Origin of the sequence: Pedobacter boryungensis (assembly GCF_013204825.1) — a bacterium.
GTDB lineage: Bacteria > Bacteroidota > Bacteroidia > Sphingobacteriales > Sphingobacteriaceae > Pedobacter > Pedobacter boryungensis.
Map to the genome: position 1 here is coordinate 1,030,261 of NZ_JABMKV010000002.1, position 21,989 is coordinate 1,052,249.

Below are 21,989 nucleotides of genomic sequence, written 5' to 3' on the forward strand. Positions count from 1 at the left end.
ATGGAAAAGATATGACTAATCGTGATCCTTATTCCATCGTACTTTTATTCCGCCTTTACCATCATCAACTGCTTTTAGATGTAAAACAATGCCTTTCATCCGAGCTTGTTCTTTAGCAGCCTTATCTGTTATATTTTCATCCTTTTTAGGATTTCTTAGAGGAATATCCATTGCAATATCAGTTCCTAAGCCTAAAGCATATATTCCTTTCATGTTAAAGTTTAATACACTGGTATTAAACTGCATAGGGCTAATTATAATTTTATCCCCGTTTAGCGTTAATATGCCATCTAAATTATCAATGGCTATATTAGAAAAATCTCTATTTGCAAATGCTAATTTCTGCACCTTTTCTAAAGGTTGAAAACCAATTAGTGCTGCGTTATTTAAATTAAAAATAACTTGTCCATACATAGATCTTGAAACGATATTTCCTTTATCAGTAATACTTCCAACTGCATTTACTTTTGCAGATAAATAACCTTTGATATTTTGATTAGTAATGGAAGTTTGTCCGAAATTCTCAAATGCATAGAAGAAATCCTTCACATTCACTTTGCTAATGATCGAATTAATGGTGAATTTATTGATAGTGCCAGACTGTTTTATATTTCCAGTTAAATTCAAATTTCCACCTGCATGACTAACATTAATTTTATTGAAATAAATTCCATCGCCTACCATAGAAACATTTGAATTTAAGTTATTAGCTACAAAGCGATTATAAATCGCTTTATTTACATTAAGTTGGATTTGAACTTTAGCTGCCTCCAAAACTGCACTTAACTGGTCTGAAACTTCTTTTATGGAATTTTTAGTCGTTGACTTTCTTTTTACTGATTTTCTTGTGCCTAAAAATGGCATAAATTCACTTAAATATAATTGCGGGCTATTTAATTTTAAATTTACTAGTATCTTTTCAGGAGCAGTATAATAGAAATTAAGGAAATTTTCAATTGAGCAATTCATATTCAGGACACTTTTTCCTAATTGAAATCTACTTCCAGTAATATTTAAGTCTTTTTGATTAAAATTGAGAACTAAAAAACTATTTACCAATTTCATATTGCGAGGTAAATAGGTAATGTCTGCATCTTTAATAGCAACATTTCCAGTTAATACAGGCTTGGTAAATCTAAAGTTATCAATATCTGCTTTACAGTACAATCTAACATCTGCAGTTCCTTTTTTAAAACTAAAAGTTTCTCCACCAAGAGAGCTATTTAATTTCTCTAAAGGAAATTGAGAGGTTACAAAACCCGTTGCAATGGGTTTAGCTAAATTGCTTATTAAAAAAGTATCAACTTTTAGTGGTGCATTGTAATAATCGCCAGTTAAATTATAAAATTTAATGGCAGAGTTTTCATCCCCTATGGCTTTATTGACTGTGTCCTTATTGGTAAATGTTCCTGTGAAATTGCATTTAGTAAGTTGCCCTGAAGGAATGGTTACTGTGTTGTCTTTAACAATCATTCGAACATTAATTAAAGGATCTTTCCCACTTTTACTACCATCATCTATAATGTGGCCAGTGACCGCAATGGGTTCATCAATTGCAAATTTCAAAAGTTTAGATGAAATATTAGGTGACAATAATAAGGCGATGTCTTTGTATAAAATTTTATCTACTCTAATATCAATAGAAAATGCAGAATCGTTTTTTGCGAGGTCTATTTTAGCACCAATAAAAAATTCATCTTCGCCAATGTTTAGTTTTTCTTGGTCAATAGTAACAACCTTACTTTTGTTGTTGTAATGTGCAATTAAAGTACCTTTTAATGTTTTGTCTTTCAAGAAACTTCCTTTTTTCGTGTTAAAAGCAAAACTTTTAATTGTTGTATTTAGTTTCAAATTTCCGTTCCATCCAGAGTCTGGATAATTTATTTTTCCTTCAAGGTCGTCTATTATAAAATGAAAAAGCTTAAATCGCTTTTGATTATCTACAATTAAATTAACGTTATTAAAATCAACTCGTTTGATCTCAAAAGCATTTGAAGATTTTTGTTCGGTAGGCTTTACATCTTTTTTAGATTTAAACATGCTCGTATTACTATATCCAGTACTATCAGTATACAAATAAACAGCAGCGTTATTAATCCCTATTTTGTTGATTTTGATGCTTCCCGTAAGAAGTGAAAAAATATTTAGAGAGACATCAATGTCTTTCGCATTCAATAGTTCGTGTTTATGCTTTATCCATAAACTATCTCTGAGTTGGACTTTTTTAAGAGAAACAGATACGCCTGGAAATCCCTTTAATAATGTAGTTTCCATACTCTCAACATCAATTTTACCATTTACATTGGCATTTAGTTGATTTAGGATTGTGCCCAAAATAGCTTTGTTATTATGATTGATGTAATAAGCCGCCCCTAGCCATACAAATATGATTAAGATAAATATAGAAGCAAGTATTTTAAGAGAAATTTTGAGCCAGCGAGACATAGATGGGGTTTGATGTTATTAAAGATAACAAATTAAACCTTTTAAAGTTTGTGTTGCTCATTAGGACGTGTAGTATTGACACCTACTGATTTTTCCTATGAAATAACGATTTGATTAACTTTCTAGCTGTTCTGCAAATATCGACTTATGCCAACTGTTTTCTAATGGAACTTCCCATTTCTCTTCATACTCTGCTAAAGTTTGCACCATGTTGTTAAATACGATAGTCTGTGGTCCAATTTTTTTGATGGTAATTAAAGTCTCAAAATCTTCTTTGGTATTTAAGTAGATCTGATCATTTAATTTATAAGCCATATTAAATCGATCAAATAAATCAACACCATATGTATTTTCAATCTCTTTAATGACGCGAACAGATGAATCTATAGAACAGCCAGTTGCTGAGGCTGAATCTTGATCTACAATTAAAACAATGAAAAAGTTGTAAGGGATTTCTGCTTTTGCTTTGAGCTGATGACCATGCGCTTTCCATTGGGCTGTAAAAACATCCAATTTTTGCTGTATTTCTTCAGCTTCCGCTGCTGTAAACTCACGATTACTTTGGTAAATCCAAACTTTAGAATGTGGAGAAAAAATCATGTTCCAAATTTATCATTTTATTTAATTTACTCTTCTAAAAACGTCCTTCTGATGAAAAAGTTTACATTGAACTTAAAAATTGTGTTTTCTTTTACTGTTTGCCTAGCTTTTTGTGTTTTTTCGGGATTTGACTTGCCTGAAAACAACACAGTTTTTATCCAAAATGTGCTCACAAAATATTACGATAAGGATGGACAAAATCAGGAAGTAAAGCGGTATGAAATAAATGTTACTAACACTGGTTTTTGTCGCTATAGGAAGGTTTTTGTGAATGGAAAGGAAGAATATTTTGCTTTTAATCTCTCACGTTTTAAAACAATGGATTATTACGGGACTTCCACTAAAGGTGATTTATATTTGCGCACCAAAAATGACGATGTAATTATTCAAACACGTAACGATAGTCGAGGAGAAATCGATTCTATGGGTACTTATGTTGTTATTCCGTTAAAAAATATTGATGTAGAAGAATTAAATGCGTTGGCAGAAAACTTTAAAAAGTTAAATCAGACTTTAGTAGCAAGTAATAAGTAAAACCTATAATCCATTTGCTTTTGCTGTAATTTCTGCAATATCTAAAACTTTAACTTCTTGGTCTTTATCCTTCAACTTAACACCATCACTTAACATCGTCATGCAGAAAGGGCAACCGGCCGCTATAATTTGTGGTTGAGTTTCTAAAGCTTCTTCAATTCTCTCTATGTTGATATCTTTATTTCCTCTTTCCGGTTCTTTAAACATTTGAGCGCCGCCAGCACCACAACAAAGTCCATTGCTTTTGCAACGTTTCATCTCCACCAATTGCGCATCTAAAACTTCTAATGCTTTACGTGGAGCTTCATAAATTCCATTTCCCCTACCTAAATAACACGGATCGTGATAGGTAATTTTACGGCCTTTGAAACTTTCGCCACCTTCTGCTTTGAGCTTACCTTCATTAATCAAGTCTTGTATTAATTGAGTATGGTGTATTACTTCGTATGTACCACCTAAACCAGGGTATTCATTTTTAATGGAATTAAAGCAATGAGGGCAGCCTGTTACAATTTTTTTGATGTTATAGCCATTCAATACCTCGATATTAGTCATGGCTTGCATTTGGAATAAGAATTCATTTCCTGCCCTTTTAGCCGGATCTCCAGTGCAGCTTTCTTCTGTTCCCAACACGGCATATTTAATGCCTACATGATGTAAAATCTTGCAAATATCACGTGTGATTTTTTGTGCTCTTTCATCGTAACTTCCAGCACATCCTACCCAGAATAATATTTCAGGCTCTTCGCCCATAGCCATTAATTCGGCCATTGTTGGTACTTTAAATTCCATTTTAGTATTTAGTTTTAGTGCCAAGTCGTTAAAACTTGAACTTCCTTAATCTTAATTATCCTTCTTGCGCCCAATTTAAACGATCTGCTGGAGAATATTTCCATGGCGCTCCATTATTTTCTACGTTTCCTAACATTGCATTAATACTTGCTGGAGCAACAGATTCTTCCATTACAGCAAATCTACGTAGCTCTACAATTATAGCTAATGGATCAATATTAATAGGACAAGCTTCTGTACAAGCGTTACAACTTGTACACGCCCAAATTTCTTCACGACTGATATAATCATCTAATAAAGATTTTCCATCTTGATGATCAGCACCATGTTTATCTATGTTTTTACCTACTTCTTCTAAACGATCGCGGGTATCCATCATAATTTTTCGAGGTGATAATAATTTGCCTGTAATGTTAGCTGGACACACTGAAGTACAACGACCACATTCTGTACAGGTGTAGGCATTCATTAAATTTACCCAAGTTAAATCATGTACATCTTTAGCTCCAAATTTACCAGGAGCAGTTTCTGCAGGCACAAAAGAAGGATCAAGCATTGCTTTTACTTCATTAGTAACGCTTGCCATATTTGTAAATTCGCCTTTTGGTTCCAAATTAGAAAAATACGTATTTGGAAATGCAAAAAGTATATGAAAATGTTTCGAATAGGGTAGATAATTAAGAAAAGCAAAAATTCCAACAATGTGAAACCACCAACATATTCTTTCAACCAAGATTAAACTACTTGCCGAGGTAGGTAATAAGCCTTGTAAATAAGCACTCACAGGAAATGCCCCAGCATTTATATAATGACCTTCCCCTAACGCCTGTAATTTAGCATCTGATGCATTCATGAGTAAGAATGCAGTCATTAATAAAATCTCTGTAATTAAGATATAATTAGCATCAGATTTTGGCCATGATTTCATCTCTACACCACTAAAGCGTTTTAATTTCAATACATTTCTTCTGATTAGAAAAACAGCACAAGCTAGCCAGACACCTAAAGCTAAGAGTTCAAATGAACCAATTAAAAAGTTGTAAAAACCGCCTAAGCCAGCAAATATGCGATGAGTACCAAAAATACCATCAATCATAATCTCTAAAACCTCAAGATTGATAATTACGAAACCTAAATAAACCACTAAATGCAATATAAAAGGTACTGGTCTAACTGCCATTTTGGTTTGACCGAAAGCAACTTTAAGCATGGTTGCAAATCTTTTTGCAGGCTGATCTGTACGATTTTGAGGTTTACCTATTTTAATATTGCGAATTACTTTACGGGCGTTGAAGGTAAATAATGCAACTCCTGCAAGTGTAAGAATTAAGAATATTATTTGTGATGCCATAGTTTATTTGCTGTAATGGTTTAGCTAAGTTAAAATATTTAGCATTAAAAAATTTATTATGCATGCATAAAATCAAAAATTTAGAATGGATATGAATAATTACAAGACTAAAACTTTAAATACCAATCTAATTAGATTTTTAAATTTCACTAAAAACCCTCTTAAAACAAAAAACCCCAGATTGCTCTGAGGTTTTAAAGTGGTATGGGCCGGGATCGAACCGGCGACACATGGATTTTCAGTCCATTGCTCTACCGACTGAGCTACCGTACCTACTTCCCGTTTGGGATTGCAAATGTAGTGTCTTTTTTTAAAGCTACCAACATTTTTTCATTTTTCTTTTCTTGTAAATTTTTTTAAATACTTTTTATGCTCTAAATCAATAGTTTACAATGTTCAAAAAACTAAAATCAGAATAAACAAATAGATTGAAAATTTTTATACCACTACTGGAGGAATGATTTCATCCTGTTCTGCTAATGATTTTACATTTGCTAAGGCTTTAGGCCACATTCCTGCAAACATTTCAATCATTGCTTTATTAGCTTCAGAATCATCCATTTCCATAAAGACGTATAATTCTGTTTTACCATCTACATCTTTTAATGTATAATTCTCTTTGGCGCCTGCCCATTTCTTTACCTCTTCACTTTCATAATCTTCAATACCGTTCATAATCATCCCCAAATGTTCAATTGACATGTATTCGTTCGGTATATTTTCAGCAATTCTAGAAACCATACCACTATTTTCGTTACCTAGAAATAAAGCTTTGCTTCCTTTTTTCCAATCGGTTTCTACTCTAGATCCTTTACCAAAAGCAGCAGTCCACATTGGATATGTTTTTTCACCCCAAAGTACATCCCATACTTTTTCTTTTGGCGCATTAATTTCAATTTTAAAGTCCATATTAAAAAGATTAAAATTATTTACTCATTTTGCTAAAGTCCATATGTAGCACATTCCATCTGTGTCCATCTAGATCAATAAAGCCACCCCCATACATCCAACCATCTTTTTCCCCACCGTTTGCATAAATTTTACCTCCAGCATCTTCTGCTTTTTGTAGCATTTGATCTACTTCCTGAGGGCTTTCTGCATCAATAGAGAATAACACTTCGGTACCTTTTGAAGTGTCTGAAATTTTATTTCCACAAAAACCTTCTATAACTGAATTAGTGAATAACATCATCACGAAATTTTTTTCTCCAATAAAAAAGGAAGCCATTGTCTCAGTAAAAGGAAATCTTTCGTTGGCTTTAAATCCTAATTTCTTAAAAAAATCTACAGATTTTGAAATATTGGCTACAGGTAAATTTACCCAAATATCTTTTGTCATAATTTTTCGTTTTAATTAATAAACTAAAGTTCAGTAATTAATACTTAAAACAAGAGGTGTGATAAGACATTTTAAAGGTGTAAAGACGACAGTTTTAGCCAAGTGCATTGTAGCAAGCTCGGCAACGAGGTTCGTAACTGTCTTTTTCTCCTAATAAAATCTTTGCATCATTAGCAACAGTACGATATGAATAAACTGCTGGACTACCGCAACGCATGCAAACTGCATTTACTTTGGTAACATGTTCTGCAATAGCTAACAGGGCAGGCATAGGGCCAAATGGCTTGCCTAAAAAATCCATGTCTAAACCAGCAATAATCACTCTAATTCCTTTTAGAGCAAGTTTGTTGCACACTTCAGGTAAGTTTTCGTCAAAAAATTGTGCTTCGTCTATACCCACCACTTGTGTGTTAGCGCCTAATAATAAAATAGCAGATGAACTATCTACAGGAGTAGATTGTATGGAGTTTAAATCATGAGAAACCACTGCAGTTTCATCATAGCGGGTATCAGTTTTAGGTTTAAATATTTCTACATTCAGCTTTGCAATTTGAGCTCTTTTAAGTCTTCTAATTAATTCTTCTGTTTTGCCTGAGAACATGGAGCCGCAAATTACTTCGATGCTTCCACAAAATTCTCCTCTTCTAAAATTTTGCTCGCTGAATAACATTTGTAAAGGTATTTTAGCCAAATATAAAAGAATTTTATAGTACTTTTGACTGTCATTTATTAACATAAATCGCCCATTTTTTCGTTTACACAGTTATGATGAAGCAAGAAGATCTTTTTAGGAAATTAGGATTGATATTAAATGAATTGAATGAACAATATCAATTTTTAGCACAAAACCCACAACAACTCAATGAGTTAGAATTGGAGCTTTTTCATGCCAATGCAAATTTCCTAGCAGACCATGTTCAAATCATCAAAAAAATAAGTCTAGGCCAACAAGCGCCTATTGCTTTAGCGCCTGCTAGTGAAAATCAAGAAATAGCTGAAAATATAACCGAAGCTGAAGGAGATAACATTCAGGATGAGCAACAAGTTGAGGAAATAACTTTTGAAGATCAAATTAAAGATTCGGAACCAATTATAGAAGAAAAGCAAACTCCGAATTTTGAAGAGATAGAAGCTGAGGTTTTTAAATTAGATGATGAACCTGCTAAATTTGAGTTTATTTTAAATGACCACTCTGAGTATGAAACAACTGAAGATGTAGGGGAAATGGACAATAGGCAATTTTCACTAGATAGTTTCATCCATGAAGAAAATTCAAACGCAGATGAAAAATTTGATTTTGAGGAGAAGAGTGTTGATGAAATTTTTAATAGGCCTTTAAGTGAGGAAGAAGAACGTATTTTAGCGCAAAAGAAAAAGCTCAGAGAAGATCCTATAGAAGAAATTATAGATACTGATGAAGATGAAATTGGGCCTGAACCATTTTTAGTCAAAAAAAATGAGGATTTTATCATAACACCGAATGATCTAAAACTAGAAGAAGCTCCAACCCTAGAAGTTACTTTAGACAAAAGTGAACTAGTAGAAGATCCAAATTTCAAACCAACATTAAATGATTTATTGGCAAACAGATCGGCAGCTAACTTAAATTCTACTTCGACAACAGGTATTACTGATTTAAAACAGGCAATTAACTTAAACGATAAATTACTTTATATTAAAGATTTATTTAATGGATATAATTTAGCTTATGCAGAAGCAATTGATTTAGCCAACAAACTACCAAATTTTGAAGCTGCAGATAATTTCTTTAAAAACAATTATGCTGTCAAAAATAATTGGGCAGAAAAGCAAACAACGGTTGATAAATTTTACGAATTGTTAAATCAACGTTTTAAATAAAACCCATTCTATTTGAATCGAGTTTTAAGAAAATAAATAACAAAATTGTAAAACTCCACAAAGATGATCCGCCGTAACTAATAAAAGGTAATGGAATGCCAATTACTGGCATTATACCAATAGCCATTCCTATATTAATAAATACGTGAAAGAAGAAGATGCAGGCAATACAATAGCCATAAATCCTAGAGAAAGACGAACGTTGTCGTTCCGCAATATTCACGATTCTTAAAAGTAAAAAAATATAAAGTCCAATTACGACGAAGCAACCTACGAAACCCCATTCTTCACCAATGGTTGAAAAAATAAAATCAGTACTTTGAGCAGGTACATATTTTAATTTTGTTTGTGTGCCTTGTAAAAATCCTCTCCCTGTAGCTTGTCCAGAACCTATCGCAATTTTGGATTGTATAACATTGTAGCCAGCACCTTTATTATCTTTCGATAAACCAAGGATTAATTCAATACGTGTACGTTGGTGCGGTTGTAAAACATTGTTAAACATAAATTTAGCAACAAATAGATATGCAACTGCAATTAATGTAATGATGCCAATACTAATCATCTTTTGCTGTCTTTTTCTATTTGTGTAAATAAATAAAGCACCAATTAATAAAATAGCAGAAATGAGTAGATAAGGAGATAAGAAAAGATTAAGAATAAAGAGTAAAACAGCTCCCCAGAATATAATTAATAAATTGCCAGGTAAGCCTTCTCTGTACAATGGAAACATAAAAGATAAAAATACCAACATAGAACCTGCGTCTGGCTGCAACATAATTAATGTCATTGGTAATATAATAATTGCAGCAGATATAAGAATTGGTTTTAAGGAATTAAGTTTAAGGTTAAAGGAGCTTATATATCTGGCCAAAAGTAAAGCTGTTCCAAATTTGGCAAACTCTGAAGGCTGTAATCTAAATGAACCTATGGGAATCCAAGCCTGATTACCACCAACATTTCTGCCTATTACTAACACAATTAATAATAGAACAATGGTTACACCATATATAACTGGAGCAAATACACTAAAAAATTTGGCATCAAATAAAAGAATGGATAAGCCTAATACTAAACCTGTAATGATAAAGATTAGTTGTTTTCCATATTCTGCGGCAAAACTAAAAGCTTCCGATTTATCAGGATTGAATTTTACAGAGTAGATGTTCAAAAAGCCAATAGCACACAATGCCACATAAATTAATATTGTTATCCAATCTACATTAAAGAAAAACCGATTACTTTGATGTTGCATTGTCTTTTGGTTTAATAGCTAATTTATTAGGTTGATTTTGAGCAACTTTTGTTTTTACTGGTATAGTCTTTTTCAGACTGTCAGTTTTTTTTAAACTATCTGGTTTACTAAGTGGCTTAATTAAGGGTTTGGTTGTAAATACAGGTAATAAATTAGCTTCTTTATACATTTCTATTGTACTGCCATTTATTCTTCTTCCTGATAGGGAATCTGTTAAATATTTTTCAGTTAAATAACTTGCAATTGGTGCTGCATATGCCCCACCATAACCACCATTTTCGACAATTACAGCAATGGCAATTTTTGGATTATCTCTAGGGGCAAAGCCAATAAATACGGAGTGATTTTTACCCCTGCTATTCTGCACTGTTCCTGTTTTTCCGCACATAATGATATTCTGCAATCTCGATTCTGTCGCTGTACCCCATGATTGGTTTACAGCATCTTCCATACCATCTATTACTGGCTCAAAATAACGAGGATCAATGCCTACTGAATGTTTTTCTTTATATCTGGGAGCAATGCTTTTTCCATTTCCAATAGCTTTAACTACATGCGGTTTTAAGTAATAGCCTCTATTGGCAATAATTGCCATGATATTTGCCATTTGTAGAGGTGTAGTGTTAATTTCTCCTTGGCCAATAGCTACAGACATAATAGAGGTATTACCCCAATATTTACCACGGTGTAATTTATCGTAATCTGCAGCTCTATATAACTTGTATGCTTTTTCCCCAGGGAAATCAATTCCTAATGTATCGCCAATGCCAAATTTTCTAACCTTATTTTGCCAATCTTCGTATGTGATATGTTGTTTAGCATACGAACTGCCATTTTTTGTCATCAGTTTTGCGAAAATATTATAAAAATAAGTATTGCATGAACGAGCAATTCCTCGACGTAGACTAATATTTCCATCAACGTGCTCACACTTAAATCTTCTATTTCCGGCAATGTAATATCCTGGGCAATTAAATGTTGTGTTGGGATCTACAACACCTTCACTTAATGCAATTAAAGCATCTAGAGGTTTGAAAGCTGAACCCGGACTATATCCGCCTTGAATTGGCCTCACCACAAAAGGTCGATTTGGATTGCCATAAATTTCTTGATAATTAGGACTGAATTTATTTCCCACTAATCTATTAGGATCATATCCAGGGCTGCTCACAAAAGCTAAAATTTCTCCTGTGCTGGGTTCTATTGCCACAATACTTCCAACTTTATTAGCTAATAATTCTTCCCCTAATTTTTGTATTCTGCTATCAATTGTTGAGGTTAATTGATCTCCAGAAATAGCCAACGAATCAAGCTTTCCATTTGCATAGCTCCCTTGCGCTACATTATGCGCATTATAAAGCATATTAGTAACGCCTTTTGTACCGCGTAATACAGTTTCATATTCTCTTTCAATGCCGCTTTTTCCGATATAATCTCCTGGTTTATAGTAACCTGCATGTTTTTCTATATCTGTTGGATTAACCTCTCTCATGAAACCTAAAAACTGAGCAGCAATACTATCTGGATAATATCTAATAGTTCTTTTTCTAACACTAAAACCCCTATAATTAAACATCTTCTCTTGTAAAGAAGCGTAAGTTTCTACAGGTATTAATTTTTGAAAGATTGTTTCTTGGTACCTGGATTGTACAATTGCTTTATGGAACTTTTCCCTGAACTGTACCATATCAATACCGATGATCTTACAAAGTGATAAGGTATCAAATGGTTTAACCTGATTTGGAGTAACTAATAAATCGTATGTGGGTTGGTTTTGTGCTAAAACGTTATTATGACGATCTAAAATTACCCCCCTAGCTGGATATGTATAGATTTTACGAAGTGCATTATTGTTAGCGCTTAAAAAATATTTATCGCTAATTACCTGCATATAAAAAAGCTTGCCTAAAAGAATTAGGGCAATCAAAACAAATAAACCTTGTATAATATATTTTCTATTAAACAATTGATCCATTAATTCGATTTTCTATTATGGAAGATAAACTCGACCAATAAAACTAAAAATAGTGTAAAAATAACACTTAAAGCACATCTGCCTAAAGTGTAAGAGAATTCACTTAATTTAAATGCTTCTAAAAAGAATACCACAAAGTGATGTACAAAAATACAAAGAATGGCATAGATGGAAAACCATTTAAAACCCATATTGCCAAGGGATGGTTCTGGTTCATCAAAGGCATCGCGGTTTACGCTGACAGAAATAAATAAAATCCTCACAAAAGCTAATGCCACACAGGCTGTTGTGTGTACACCTAAAGTATCATAAAAAGAATCTAATGTTAAGCCTGTACCAAAAGCAATAATGAAGAGTAATAAATTTGGTATTCCGAAAGGAAGAACCAAAATAAATAATATGTAAATAAAAGGAGTGGAGAGGTTATAAAAACTAAGATTGCGTAATAAGAAAACCTGCACAAATAAAAGTACAAACCATCTAAATATGTTGATGAAAATAGTTTTACTGTTCATTAGGAGTCTGAGTTTCTAAAGTCTTTTGTTCTTCTGCTAATCGATTTTTTATAATATAAACATATTGTAAAGTGCTAAAATCGTTAAAAAGATTAATTTCTAACGTCATAAAGCTATCTCCCGTGCTTATTTGAGTTTTACTTACTTTACCAACTTGTATGCCCTTAGGAAAACCACCAGCCCCTGAAGTCACAATTGTATCTCCAACGTTAACTTTAAAATGATTTGGTATTTCTTTCACATAGGCTTTTCTAAAATCGAAATTTCCGTCACCCCACACCAATGAACCAAATGCATTATTCTTTTTAAGATTTACACTTATTAGGGTTTCTTTGTGCAATAAAGATCTTATGGTAGCCAAATGTGGCGAAACATTTAAAATAAAGCCAACCACCCCATTGTTTGGTGATATAACAGCCATATCTTTTACAATACCATCATCACTACCTCTATTAATGGTAATGATATTATTGCGTTGGGTAATAGAGTTTTTAATTACTTTGGCAGAAAGTAAGGTGTATTGTTGTTGATTTACAGTGTCCTTAACAACAATAGTTTTATTGCTGTCAATATTTTTTAAAGAAATCAGTTCTGTTTTAAGTTTCGCATTTTCTACAGCAAGACTATCGTTAACTTGTCCTAAATTTAAATAGCGTTTTAAAACATTTAAGCGTTCATAAGCGCTACCTACCACTTCATTTGTAGAATTTAAAGTAACACTACGTTGAAACACATTGTTTTTTAAAGTAAGGACAATGCCAACAGTAAAGAAAATGATGAAATAGAAAAATGCGTTATATCTGTTTATGAAAATCCAAAGGTTACGCATTCTGGGTTATGAATTGCGAGTTATGAGTTATGAGTTTAGGCTTGTAACCTTTAACTCATAACCCGTAACTCAATTTATTGCATTAAAAATTTAAAATTACCAATGTTTTTTAAAGCGATACCAGTACCACGAACTACTGCACGAAGTGGATCTTCGGCAACGTGAACTGGTAATTTTGTTTTAGCCGCAACACGTTTATCTAAACCACGTAACAATGCACCACCGCCAGTTAAATAAATACCAGTTTGGTAAATATCAGCTGAAAGCTCTGGAGGTGTAATCTCTAGCGCTTTTAAAATTGCTTCTTCAATTTTAGAAATTGATTTATCTAAACAGTGCGCAATTTCAGTGTAAGAAACAGTAATTTGTTTTGGTACACCAGTCATTAAATCTCTTCCTTGTACTGCAAAATCTGCAGGTGGATCTGCTAACTCTGGCAAAGCTGCACCAACTTCAATTTTTATCTTTTCCGCAGTACGATCACCAATCATAATGTTGTGTTGGCGACGAATGTAATTTACAATATCGCTATCAAAATTATCTCCTGCAACACGAATTGATTGATCGCAAACAATACCCGATAAAGCGATAACCGCAATCTCAGTTGTACCACCACCAATATCGATAATCATATTTCCCATTGGTTCCTCTACGTCAATTCCGATACCTACAGCAGCTGCCATTGGTTCATGAATTAAGTAAACTTCTTTCGCGCCAGCAATTTCTGCACTATCTCTAACCGCACGTTTTTCAACCTCAGTAATCCCGCTTGGGATACAAATTACCATCCTTAATGATGGGAACATCCATCCTTTACCGCCATTTAACATGCGAATCATTCCTTTAATCATCGCTTCTGCAGCATTAAAATCTGCAATTACGCCATCTTTTAAAGGTCTAACTGTTCTAATATTATCGTGTGTTTTACCTTCCATTTGCATCGCCTGACGGCCAATTGCAATAATTTTGTTTGTTTGCCTATCAAAAGCAACTATCGAAGGTTCGTCAACTACTACTTTATCGTTATGTATGATGAGGGTGTTTGCGGTGCCTAAATCTATAGCAACCTCTTGTGTAAACCAATTAAATAAACCCATTTATATCTTGTAATTATTTTATTCTAGTTAATGTGTATTATATCAAATGTAAAAATAGTCTTTTTATTATATTTTAATTCAAAAAAACAGTGTGATATCTTAATTTATTTTTTCAAATTATTTGAAAATCAATAAACTACTTTTATCGGTTTTTTCAGTCCCGCTTTCCCTACTGCCATGAAGAATGGCATTCGTTCAATCACGTTTATTTTATTTAGGTATGTGCAAATAGTAAAGGTTGTAAAGTTTTTAAAAAGTAATCGCTTTAAGATTGCTTCGTTCCTCGCAATGACGAAGAACGAGTTTATTCTTTGCTCCTTATTCTTTAATCTTTCCGACTTTCGGTCTTCTTGACTTACCTACTTCTTAGTGCTTAAAATGTCTAACCCCCGTGGTAACCATGGCAATACCTTTTGCGTTACACATGTCGATAGAATCCTGATCTTTAATCGATCCGCCAGGTTGTAAAACAGCAATAATTCCAGCGTCAGCAGCCAATTCAACACAATCAGGGAAAGGGAAAAACGCATCCGACGCCATTACAGCGTCTTTTAAGCTAAATCCAAATGCTTCTGCTTTTACAACTGCTTGTTTCAAGGCATCAACTCTAGAAGTTTGTCCAACTCCACTTGAAATTAGTACATTGTCCTTAACAAAAACGATGGTATTTGATTTGGTGTGTTTTACAATTTTATTCGCAAAGATTAAATCTTGAATAGATGCTGCACTTGGAGCTTTTTCTGTAACGACTGTCATTTGATCAGCACCCTCAAGGCTTAAATCTTTATCTTGTTCAATTACGCCATTTAATAAAGTTTTAAATTGTTTTTTACTCAATTCAACCTCATTACGCTGTAAAATCACTCTATTTTTCTTTGCTTTAAATAATTCTACTGCTTCTGTTTGATAAGAAGGAGCGATTAAAACTTCAAAGAACAAGTTGTTGATTTCTTGCGCCGTTGCTAAATCAACCTCTTTGTTTGTAATTAAAACACCTCCAAAAGCAGAAACAGGATCGCAAGCTAAAGCATCTTTCCATGCTTCTAGAACAGTTGGTCTTGATGCTAAACCACAAGCGTTGGTGTGTTTTAAAATGGCGAAAGTTGGTTCTGTAAATTCATCAATCAAACTAACCGCTGCATCAACATCAACCAAATTATTATAGCTTAATTCTTTACCATTCAATTTAGTAAACATTTCATCAAGGTTACCATAAAATGTTCCTTGCTGATGTGGATTTTCGCCATAACGTAATGTTTGTGCCTGTTTGACACTTTGTTTAAAAACGTTTAGTGGTTCTTCTGCATTAAAATAATTGAAAATAGCTGTATCATAATGTGAAGAGGTATGAAAAGCTTTTTTAGCATACGATTTACGTTGAGCTAAAGTTGTAGCGCAGTCTTGAGCTTGTAATTCTTCTAATAAATTTCCGTAATCATCTTTAGATGCAATAATAACTACATCATTAAAGTTTTTCGCGGCAGCACGAATTAATGAAATACCACCAATATCTATTTTCTCAATAATTTCTGTATCTGTTCCGCCAGCTTTTACAGTCTCTTCGAACGGGTAAAGATCTACAATCACTAAATCAATTTCTGGAATTTCGTATTCAGCAATTTGATTTTGATCGCCAGTTAAATTTCTACGGTTCAAAATTCCACCAAAAACTTTCGGGTGTAATGTTTTTACACGACCACCCAAAATAGAAGGATAACCGGTTAAATCTTCAACAGCAGTTACTGGGAGGCCTAAATCCTTAATAAATTGCTCTGTACCACCTGTCGAAAATAGGGTTACGCCCTGTTGGGCTAAATATTGAACAAGAGGTGCTAAACCATCTTTGTAATAAACTGAAATTAAAGCGTTTTTAATCTTAACTGGTTGGCTCATTGAGGTATTATTTTAAGCCGCAAAGGTAAGGAAAACGAACGTTTTTTAAAGAGGGTTTTTTGAATAAAAATCAAGCTATAATGGAAGATGTAAAATGTATGAGGAAGGATGCGTTTTATTCAACTGATTTAGCCACTTATCTTTTGGACTTTCCGTCTTCCTGACTATTTTACTACTTCTTAATCTTCTTAATGATACTTTCTACAACACGTGGATAATGCAAGTGTTCTAATTGTTGTCCTTTAAATTTTACCATTTCTAAGTTGTCACCTTTGTCAATGCGATATTTTGCTTGGTAAATATATTCACCCTCATCATAATTTTCATTCACATAGTGGATCGTAATTCCACCTTCTGGTTCCTTAGCTTCTATTACGGCTTTATGTACAAAATCTCCATACATTCCTTTTCCACCAAATTTTGGTAAAATGGCAGGGTGTATATTTATAATTCGTCCAGGATATTCATGTAACAAATTTTTAGGGATTAACCATAAAAAGCCCGCCAATACAATTAAATCAATATCTAAATTTTTTAAGAGATCAATAATGTTGTCGGTTTTGTAGAATTCGTGTTTGTCAAAAATATGAGAAGGGATTTCAAAACTATCAGCACGTTGTAAAACATAGGCATCAGGATTGTTGGTTAACACTAAAGCAACTTCCACCTCTGTGTTGCGTTTAAAGTGTTCCATTAATTTTTGGGCATTCGACCCTGATCCTGAAGCAAAAATTGCGATGCGTTTTTTCACTAAGCTGATGTTTTTTTCAAAAATAGCATTTTACCCTTTTAATGAAAGAGTTTTTCAAATTTTAAATATATAAGTCGGTCATTTTAACTGATATGCAAGAAAAATTAATCAGCACTAAGCATCCATTTTTATATTGCAAACCTAATTTTTAAATAAATGGAATGAATTATAAAATTATTTTCAAAAGCATTTTGTATTTTAGAAACATAAACTCTATATTTGCAGTCCGAAAAATAGTTAACACAGAAGATATAAAAGGCTAAACAATAATGGCAAATCATAAATCGTCTTTAAAAAGAATTAGAGCAAACGCTACAAAACGTCTACGTAACAGATATCAAGCAAAAACTACACGTACATTCATCAAAAGATTACGTGCTGCTGAAGATAAAAAAACTGGTGCTGAGTTATTACCTAAAGTAATTTCTATGTTAGATCGTTTAGCTAAGAAAAATGTAATTCACAAAAATAAAGCTGCTAACAATAAATCTAAATTAACGAAATTCGTTAACGGTTTAAAATAGTAAGTATTTTTCTTGATATTGAAACGGGGTAATCACAAGTTATGCCGTTTTTTTATGTCTAAAAATTGATAGACTACAAAGATTAATTTCTATATTTAACTTATTCATCCCTAAAAATTTTTACGAACTATAATTAGAAATGGGATGGATAATTACGATCAAAAATTAGGGATTAAAGCTTGGGCAGAAGCAGATAGACCACGAGAGAAATTACTTTTACAAGGTAGAAGACAATTGACTGATGCAGAGCTTATTGCAATTTTAATTGGCTCTGGAAGTAGAACCGAGACTGCAGTAGATTTAAGTAAAAGAATACTCAGTTTTTATCAAAATGATTTAGCCAAACTGGCGAAATTAAGTGTTAAAGAACTTTCTAAATTTAAAGGAATTGGTGAAGCAAAAGCTATTGCTATTGTTGCCGCATTAGAACTAGGTAGGCGCCGGAAAGAAACAGAGGAGAATGGTCAAGTAAAAATCACTTCCTCAAAAGATGCTTATTTTATTCTTAAACAGCAGCTTACAGATCTGCCTCATGAAGAATTTTGGATTTTGTTACTTAGTAGAGCCAACTTTGTAATTGGTAAGCATTTTATTAGTAAGGGCGGACAAGCAGGAACTGTAGTTGATCCGAAAATTATTTTTAAAGTAGCGATAGAGCATAATGCCTCATCAATTGTATTGGCGCATAATCATCCTTCTGGGAATTTAACTGCCAGTGGAGCTGATATTAAAATTACAAAGCAATTAATTGAAGCTGGCAAAACCTTAGAAATTACAGTTTATGATCATCTCATTATTAGCGATCACTCTTTTTTAAGCATGGCAGATGAAGGATTAATTTGAAACACGCTAGGTTTATACTAACTTAACATTCTATTTGTAATTTAGTGATATGATGAAAAGAACATTTTTACTCCTATTAATATGTGTATCCATTACATCGATAACAAATGCACAGAAAAATCAGCCCATAAATATAATTTCGTATAATATCAGATTAAATGTAGCATCTGATGGAATTAACGCTTGGCCTAACAGAAAAGATAATGTTAAAGCGTTGGTCAAATTTTACGATGCTGATATTTTGTGTGTTCAGGAAGCTTTGCCAGAACAATTTGATGATTTGTTAGCCAAAACAGATTTTGATGTAGTAGGAGTTGGAAGAGATGATGGAAAACGAAAAGGTGAGTTTTCTGCTGTATATTTTAATAAAAATCGTTTCGTAAAAAAGGACGGCGGAACTTTTTGGTTATCACTTACTCCAGATGTACCTAGCAAAGGTTGGGATGCTGCTTTAAATAGAGTTTGTTCATGGGTAAAGTTGTATGATAAATCGAATAAAAGAGAGTTTATTGTTTTTAATACACATTATGATCACATTGGAGTACAGGCAAGAATTGAGTCGGCGAAGTTAATTAAAAGAAAAATTCAGGAAATTGCACCAAAATTACCTGTGGTTTTTACAGGAGATTTAAATGTAACTCCAGAAACTGAAGCGATTGCTACAATTAAATCATTTTTGACAGATGCCAAAGAAATTTCAATCGAACCACCTTACGGACCAAGTGGCACATTTAATGGGTTTAAGTGGGATAGTCCTTTAAAGGATAAAATTGACTACATCTTTGTAAATAAGACTTTTAAAGTGCAAAAATTCGCGGTATTATCTGACAGTAAAGATCAACGTTATTACTCGGATCATTTACCAGTTTTTGCAAGGTTGATGTTTTAATGGGAGTTTTGAGTTTGATAAATTTTCCTGTACAATTTACAATTTATGGGAAACTTTACCATTGGCATTACATTTTTGAAACTTTAGCCTTTATTATTGGCATACGAGTTTATTATTACCTAAAAAAAGATATTAAAGATCCAATTTCGGATGAGAATAGGCTTTGGATTATGCTAGGAGCGATGATTGGTGCTTTGATAGGCTCTCGATTAATTGCCATACTAGAAACTCCAAACCAATTAAAAGGCCTCACATTTATGACTTTGTATGCAAGCAAAACTATTGTCGGTGGTTTGCTAGGTGGTTTATTTGGAGTAGAAATTATTAAAAAATTTATTGGAGTAAAGGTAGCGTCTGGTGATTTATATGTTGTTCCAATTCTTGTTGCCCTATTTATTGGTAGGATTGGTTGTTTTTTAATGGGGGTTGATGAGCCTACCTATGGAATAAAGACTAATTTTTTTATGGGAATGGATTTAGGTGATGGTTTGAAAAGGCATCCAGTTGCACTTTATGAAATGATCTATTTGACTATACTTTTTATATTATTTCAAGCCATTAAAAATAAAAGATTAATAAATGGAGATCGGTTTAAACTCTTTATGGTTTTATACTTTTTATACAGATATTTAGTTGAGTATATCAAACCATACCAACCATTATTTTTTAATTTAAGCAGTATTCATTGGTCGGCGATTTTTATTATATTTTACTATTATAAATTCATCATTAGATTAATAAAAACAATTTTAACTTATAAGTAAACTATGGCCAATACCAGAGATTATATTTATTACGATTATACTAAAAGTTTGTGTCCAGTATGTTTACTGCTTTGTGATGCGAAGATTGTTTTTCAAGATACAAATGTTTATATGCTTAAGCATTGTAAAGTGCATGGCGATACTAAGGTGATGATTGCTGATGACATAGAATACTATAAGCAAATTAGAAACTATAATAAGCAATCTGAAATGCCTTTAAAGTTTAACACAAAAGTTCATTACGGTTGCCCTTATGATTGTGGTTTGTGTACAGATCATGAACAACATTCTTGTTTAACAGTAATTGAAGTAACAGATAGGTGTAACCTAGCTTGTCCAACCTGTTATGCAATGTCTTCTCCTAATTATGGCAGACATAGAACTTTGGAGGAAATTGAAAAGATGATGGATGTTGTAGTTGCTAATGAAGGTGAACCTGATGTAGTGCAACTTTCTGGTGGCGAACCAACAGTCCATCCACAATTCTTCGAAATTCTAGATATTGCAAAAACAAAGCCCATTAAACATTTAATGGTGAATACAAATGGAATTCGTATTGCTAAAGATGTCAACTTCGTTGAAAAATTGGCAAAATATATGCCTGATTTTGAAATCTATTTGCAGTTTGATAGTTTTAACGCAGATGTATTAACAAGGTTGAGAGGTGAAGATTTAACACAGGTAAGAAAAAAAGCAATTTATAATCTTAATAAATTTAATGTATCTACAACATTGGTTGTTACACTTCAAAATGGTTTAAATGACCATGAAATTGGTGACATTATTGAATATGCACTTAAACAAAGATGCGTTAGAGGTGTTACTTTTCAGCCCACTCAAGTTGCCGGCAGAAATGATAACTATAATGATCAAACTGGAAGAATTACTTTAACAGAAGTTCGGAGAAAAATCTACGAACAATATCCAACCTTTACTCCGCAAGATTTAATTCCGGTACCTTGCAATCCTGACGCATTATGTATGGCATACGCTTTAAAAATTGGTGATGAAGTAATTCCTATGACTCATTTAATTAATCCTGAAGATTTATTAAACAACTCTAAAAACACGATAGTTTTTGAGCACGATGAAAAATTAAAAGAGCATATGCTTAACTTGTTTAGCACAGGAGTTTCTGTAGATTGTGCAGAAGATACATTTGGCGAATTAATGTGCTGTTTACCTAGAGTAAAATCTGATAATTTGAGCTATGATAATTTATTTCGTATCATTATCATGAATTTTATGGATCCTTTAGACTTTGACGTTCGTGCTGTAAAGAAATCTTGTGTTCACATTGTAAGTGATAAGTATAAGATTGTTCCGTTCGAAACGATGAATATTTTTTATCGTGATCATAAAATAGATGCGATTAGAGAAAAATTAAATTTAAACTAGATTATGGAAGGTGTTGTTGTTTTAAGTTTATTGTATTGGATAGCGGCTGGAGTTGTATTTTTAATTAGTTTGATTCAACTTATTATTAAATCATCCAATAACAAGCCTCTAAAACCCGCATTAAGGCTGCTAATTATTTCTGTAATTATGTTAGTGATCGGTGTAGGAGCTTGCGCTGTAATATTAGGTGGTTTGGGTAGTATGCACTAACATTAAGTTCTAATGTTAGGAAAATAAGACATTTAAAGTGCAAAAATTCGCAGTATTATCTAATAGTAAAGATCAACGTTATTACTCGGATCATTTACCTGTTTTTGCAAAGCTGATGTTTTAAA

General features: G+C 32.9%; 22 protein-coding genes and 1 tRNA gene. 8 read left to right on the plus strand and 15 right to left on the minus strand.

The window, feature by feature from the left end; all coding sequences use genetic code 11:
• Window positions 1–15 precede the first annotated feature (15 nt).
• Both HQN85_RS11255 and HQN85_RS11260 read right to left on the minus strand, forming a co-directional pair.
• Entirely contained in the window at window positions 16–2,445 is a 2,430-nt protein-coding gene (locus HQN85_RS11255) for an AsmA family protein (protein ID WP_173272192.1), read from the minus strand.
• A gap of 114 nt (window positions 2,446–2,559) precedes the next feature.
• Window positions 2,560–3,045, minus strand: a complete 486-nt coding sequence (locus HQN85_RS11260; protein ID WP_173272194.1) for an ABC transporter ATPase — start codon at window positions 3,043–3,045, stop codon at window positions 2,560–2,562.
• A 51-nt stretch (window positions 3,046–3,096) separates the two neighbouring features.
• On the opposite strand from HQN85_RS11260, the gene HQN85_RS11265 reads away from it, so the two are divergent.
• Window positions 3,097–3,579, plus strand: a complete 483-nt coding sequence (locus tag HQN85_RS11265) for a hypothetical protein (RefSeq protein WP_173272196.1) — start codon at window positions 3,097–3,099, stop codon at window positions 3,577–3,579.
• A gap of 3 nt (window positions 3,580–3,582) precedes the next feature.
• On the opposite strand, the gene HQN85_RS11270 is transcribed toward HQN85_RS11265, so the two are convergent.
• From HQN85_RS11270 to HQN85_RS11295, 6 genes are all read right to left on the minus strand, one after another.
• Window positions 3,583–4,371: a (Fe-S)-binding protein gene (locus HQN85_RS11270; protein ID WP_173272197.1), complete on the minus strand. Its 789-nt coding sequence runs from the start codon at window positions 4,369–4,371 to the stop codon at window positions 3,583–3,585.
• A 55-nt stretch (window positions 4,372–4,426) separates the two neighbouring features.
• Window positions 4,427–5,722: a (Fe-S)-binding protein gene (locus tag HQN85_RS11275; protein ID WP_173272199.1), complete on the minus strand. Its 1,296-nt coding sequence runs from the start codon at window positions 5,720–5,722 to the stop codon at window positions 4,427–4,429.
• A gap of 200 nt (window positions 5,723–5,922) precedes the next feature.
• Window positions 5,923–5,995 (minus strand) — tRNA-Phe (locus HQN85_RS11280).
• 165 nt (window positions 5,996–6,160) lie between these two features.
• Complete coding sequence (locus tag HQN85_RS11285; RefSeq protein ID WP_173272200.1) at window positions 6,161–6,631, minus strand: SRPBCC family protein; 471 nt, start codon at window positions 6,629–6,631, stop codon at window positions 6,161–6,163.
• Between the two features lie 16 nt (window positions 6,632–6,647).
• Window positions 6,648–7,061, minus strand: a complete 414-nt coding sequence (locus HQN85_RS11290; RefSeq protein WP_173272202.1) for a VOC family protein — start codon at window positions 7,059–7,061, stop codon at window positions 6,648–6,650.
• 94 nt (window positions 7,062–7,155) lie between these two features.
• A complete protein-coding gene (locus tag HQN85_RS11295; protein WP_173272203.1) occupies window positions 7,156–7,731 on the minus strand; it encodes a thymidine kinase in 576 nt (191 codons plus the stop codon).
• A 95-nt stretch (window positions 7,732–7,826) separates the two neighbouring features.
• Here HQN85_RS11295 and HQN85_RS11300 point away from each other — a divergent pair, with 95 nt between their 5' ends.
• Window positions 7,827–8,921, plus strand: coding sequence for a hypothetical protein (locus HQN85_RS11300; protein ID WP_173272205.1), 1,095 nt, complete (start codon window positions 7,827–7,829; stop codon window positions 8,919–8,921).
• Here the strand turns inward: HQN85_RS11300 and rodA are convergent.
• The 7 genes from rodA to purN all read right to left on the minus strand — a co-directional run bounded on the left by rodA (window position 8,914) and on the right by purN (window position 17,236).
• Window positions 8,914–10,176 carry a rod shape-determining protein RodA gene (gene rodA / locus HQN85_RS11305; protein ID WP_173272206.1) on the minus strand — a complete coding sequence of 421 codons (1,263 nt, stop codon included), beginning with the start codon at window positions 10,174–10,176 and terminating at the stop codon, window positions 8,914–8,916. The genes HQN85_RS11300 and rodA overlap by 8 nt on opposite strands.
• Complete coding sequence (gene mrdA / locus HQN85_RS11310) at window positions 10,160–12,151, minus strand: penicillin-binding protein 2 (protein WP_173272208.1); 1,992 nt, start codon at window positions 12,149–12,151, stop codon at window positions 10,160–10,162. The genes rodA and mrdA overlap by 17 nt, the downstream gene beginning before the upstream one ends.
• Window positions 12,151–12,666 carry a rod shape-determining protein MreD gene (locus tag HQN85_RS11315; protein ID WP_173272210.1) on the minus strand — a complete coding sequence of 172 codons (516 nt, stop codon included), beginning with the start codon at window positions 12,664–12,666 and terminating at the stop codon, window positions 12,151–12,153. Before HQN85_RS11315 ends, mrdA begins: the two co-directional genes overlap by 1 nt.
• Window positions 12,656–13,495, minus strand: coding sequence for a rod shape-determining protein MreC (gene mreC, locus HQN85_RS11320; RefSeq protein WP_173272212.1), 840 nt, complete (start codon window positions 13,493–13,495; stop codon window positions 12,656–12,658). Before mreC ends, HQN85_RS11315 begins: the two co-directional genes overlap by 11 nt.
• Window positions 13,496–13,569: 74 nt before the next feature.
• Window positions 13,570–14,592, minus strand: a complete 1,023-nt coding sequence (locus HQN85_RS11325) for a rod shape-determining protein (RefSeq protein WP_173272216.1) — start codon at window positions 14,590–14,592, stop codon at window positions 13,570–13,572.
• 366 nt (window positions 14,593–14,958) lie between these two features.
• On the minus strand, window positions 14,959–16,485 hold the full coding sequence (purH, locus tag HQN85_RS11330; RefSeq protein WP_173272218.1) for a bifunctional phosphoribosylaminoimidazolecarboxamide formyltransferase/IMP cyclohydrolase: 1,527 nt from the start codon (window positions 16,483–16,485) through the stop codon (window positions 14,959–14,961).
• A gap of 172 nt (window positions 16,486–16,657) precedes the next feature.
• Entirely contained in the window at window positions 16,658–17,236 is a 579-nt protein-coding gene (purN, locus tag HQN85_RS11335; RefSeq protein WP_173272220.1) for a phosphoribosylglycinamide formyltransferase, read from the minus strand.
• A 269-nt stretch (window positions 17,237–17,505) separates the two neighbouring features.
• Here purN and rpsT point away from each other — a divergent pair, with 269 nt between their 5' ends.
• The 6 genes from rpsT to HQN85_RS11365 all read left to right on the plus strand — a co-directional run bounded on the left by rpsT (window position 17,506) and on the right by HQN85_RS11365 (window position 21,864).
• Window positions 17,506–17,760 (plus strand): 30S ribosomal protein S20, encoded by a 255-nt coding sequence (gene rpsT, locus HQN85_RS11340; RefSeq protein ID WP_055132277.1) that lies wholly within the window; start codon window positions 17,506–17,508, stop codon window positions 17,758–17,760.
• A gap of 144 nt (window positions 17,761–17,904) precedes the next feature.
• Entirely contained in the window at window positions 17,905–18,603 is a 699-nt protein-coding gene (gene radC / locus HQN85_RS11345) for a RadC family protein (RefSeq protein WP_173272222.1), read from the plus strand.
• A gap of 49 nt (window positions 18,604–18,652) precedes the next feature.
• The gene (locus HQN85_RS11350) at window positions 18,653–19,492 is read left to right on the plus strand and encodes an endonuclease/exonuclease/phosphatase family protein (protein WP_246249723.1); all 840 of its coding nucleotides are present in this window, start codon (window positions 18,653–18,655) and stop codon (window positions 19,490–19,492) included.
• A 14-nt stretch (window positions 19,493–19,506) separates the two neighbouring features.
• Window positions 19,507–20,256 (plus strand): prolipoprotein diacylglyceryl transferase, encoded by a 750-nt coding sequence (locus HQN85_RS11355; protein ID WP_246249725.1) that lies wholly within the window; start codon window positions 19,507–19,509, stop codon window positions 20,254–20,256.
• Between the two features lie 3 nt (window positions 20,257–20,259).
• Window positions 20,260–21,654 carry a radical SAM protein gene (locus HQN85_RS11360; RefSeq protein WP_173272224.1) on the plus strand — a complete coding sequence of 465 codons (1,395 nt, stop codon included), beginning with the start codon at window positions 20,260–20,262 and terminating at the stop codon, window positions 21,652–21,654.
• Between the two features lie 3 nt (window positions 21,655–21,657).
• The gene (locus HQN85_RS11365) at window positions 21,658–21,864 is read left to right on the plus strand and encodes a hypothetical protein (RefSeq protein WP_173272225.1); all 207 of its coding nucleotides are present in this window, start codon (window positions 21,658–21,660) and stop codon (window positions 21,862–21,864) included.
• Window positions 21,865–21,989 lie beyond the last annotated feature (125 nt).

Coding starts and splice junctions, on each gene's coding strand:
- HQN85_RS11255 (WP_173272192.1), bottom strand. CDS start 2,445: ATGTCTCGCTGGCTCAAAATTTCTCTTAAAATACTTGCTTCTATATTT.
- HQN85_RS11260 (WP_173272194.1), bottom strand. CDS start 3,045: ATGATTTTTTCTCCACATTCTAAAGTTTGGATTTACCAAAGTAATCGT.
- HQN85_RS11265 (WP_173272196.1), top strand. CDS start 3,097: ATGAAAAAGTTTACATTGAACTTAAAAATTGTGTTTTCTTTTACTGTT.
- HQN85_RS11270 (WP_173272197.1), bottom strand. CDS start 4,371: ATGGAATTTAAAGTACCAACAATGGCCGAATTAATGGCTATGGGCGAA.
- HQN85_RS11275 (WP_173272199.1), bottom strand. CDS start 5,722: ATGGCATCACAAATAATATTCTTAATTCTTACACTTGCAGGAGTTGCA.
- HQN85_RS11285 (WP_173272200.1), bottom strand. CDS start 6,631: ATGGACTTTAAAATTGAAATTAATGCGCCAAAAGAAAAAGTATGGGAT.
- HQN85_RS11290 (WP_173272202.1), bottom strand. CDS start 7,061: ATGACAAAAGATATTTGGGTAAATTTACCTGTAGCCAATATTTCAAAA.
- HQN85_RS11295 (WP_173272203.1), bottom strand. CDS start 7,731: ATGTTATTCAGCGAGCAAAATTTTAGAAGAGGAGAATTTTGTGGAAGC.
- HQN85_RS11300 (WP_173272205.1), top strand. CDS start 7,827: ATGATGAAGCAAGAAGATCTTTTTAGGAAATTAGGATTGATATTAAAT.
- rodA (WP_173272206.1), bottom strand. CDS start 10,176: ATGCAACATCAAAGTAATCGGTTTTTCTTTAATGTAGATTGGATAACA.
- mrdA (WP_173272208.1), bottom strand. CDS start 12,151: ATGGATCAATTGTTTAATAGAAAATATATTATACAAGGTTTATTTGTT.
- HQN85_RS11315 (WP_173272210.1), bottom strand. CDS start 12,666: ATGAACAGTAAAACTATTTTCATCAACATATTTAGATGGTTTGTACTT.
- mreC (WP_173272212.1), bottom strand. CDS start 13,495: ATGCGTAACCTTTGGATTTTCATAAACAGATATAACGCATTTTTCTAT.
- HQN85_RS11325 (WP_173272216.1), bottom strand. CDS start 14,592: ATGGGTTTATTTAATTGGTTTACACAAGAGGTTGCTATAGATTTAGGC.
- purH (WP_173272218.1), bottom strand. CDS start 16,485: ATGAGCCAACCAGTTAAGATTAAAAACGCTTTAATTTCAGTTTATTAC.
- rpsT (WP_055132277.1), top strand. CDS start 17,506: ATGGCAAATCATAAATCGTCTTTAAAAAGAATTAGAGCAAACGCTACA.
- radC (WP_173272222.1), top strand. CDS start 17,905: ATGGATAATTACGATCAAAAATTAGGGATTAAAGCTTGGGCAGAAGCA.
- HQN85_RS11350 (WP_246249723.1), top strand. CDS start 18,653: ATGATGAAAAGAACATTTTTACTCCTATTAATATGTGTATCCATTACA.
- HQN85_RS11360 (WP_173272224.1), top strand. CDS start 20,260: ATGGCCAATACCAGAGATTATATTTATTACGATTATACTAAAAGTTTG.
- HQN85_RS11365 (WP_173272225.1), top strand. CDS start 21,658: ATGGAAGGTGTTGTTGTTTTAAGTTTATTGTATTGGATAGCGGCTGGA.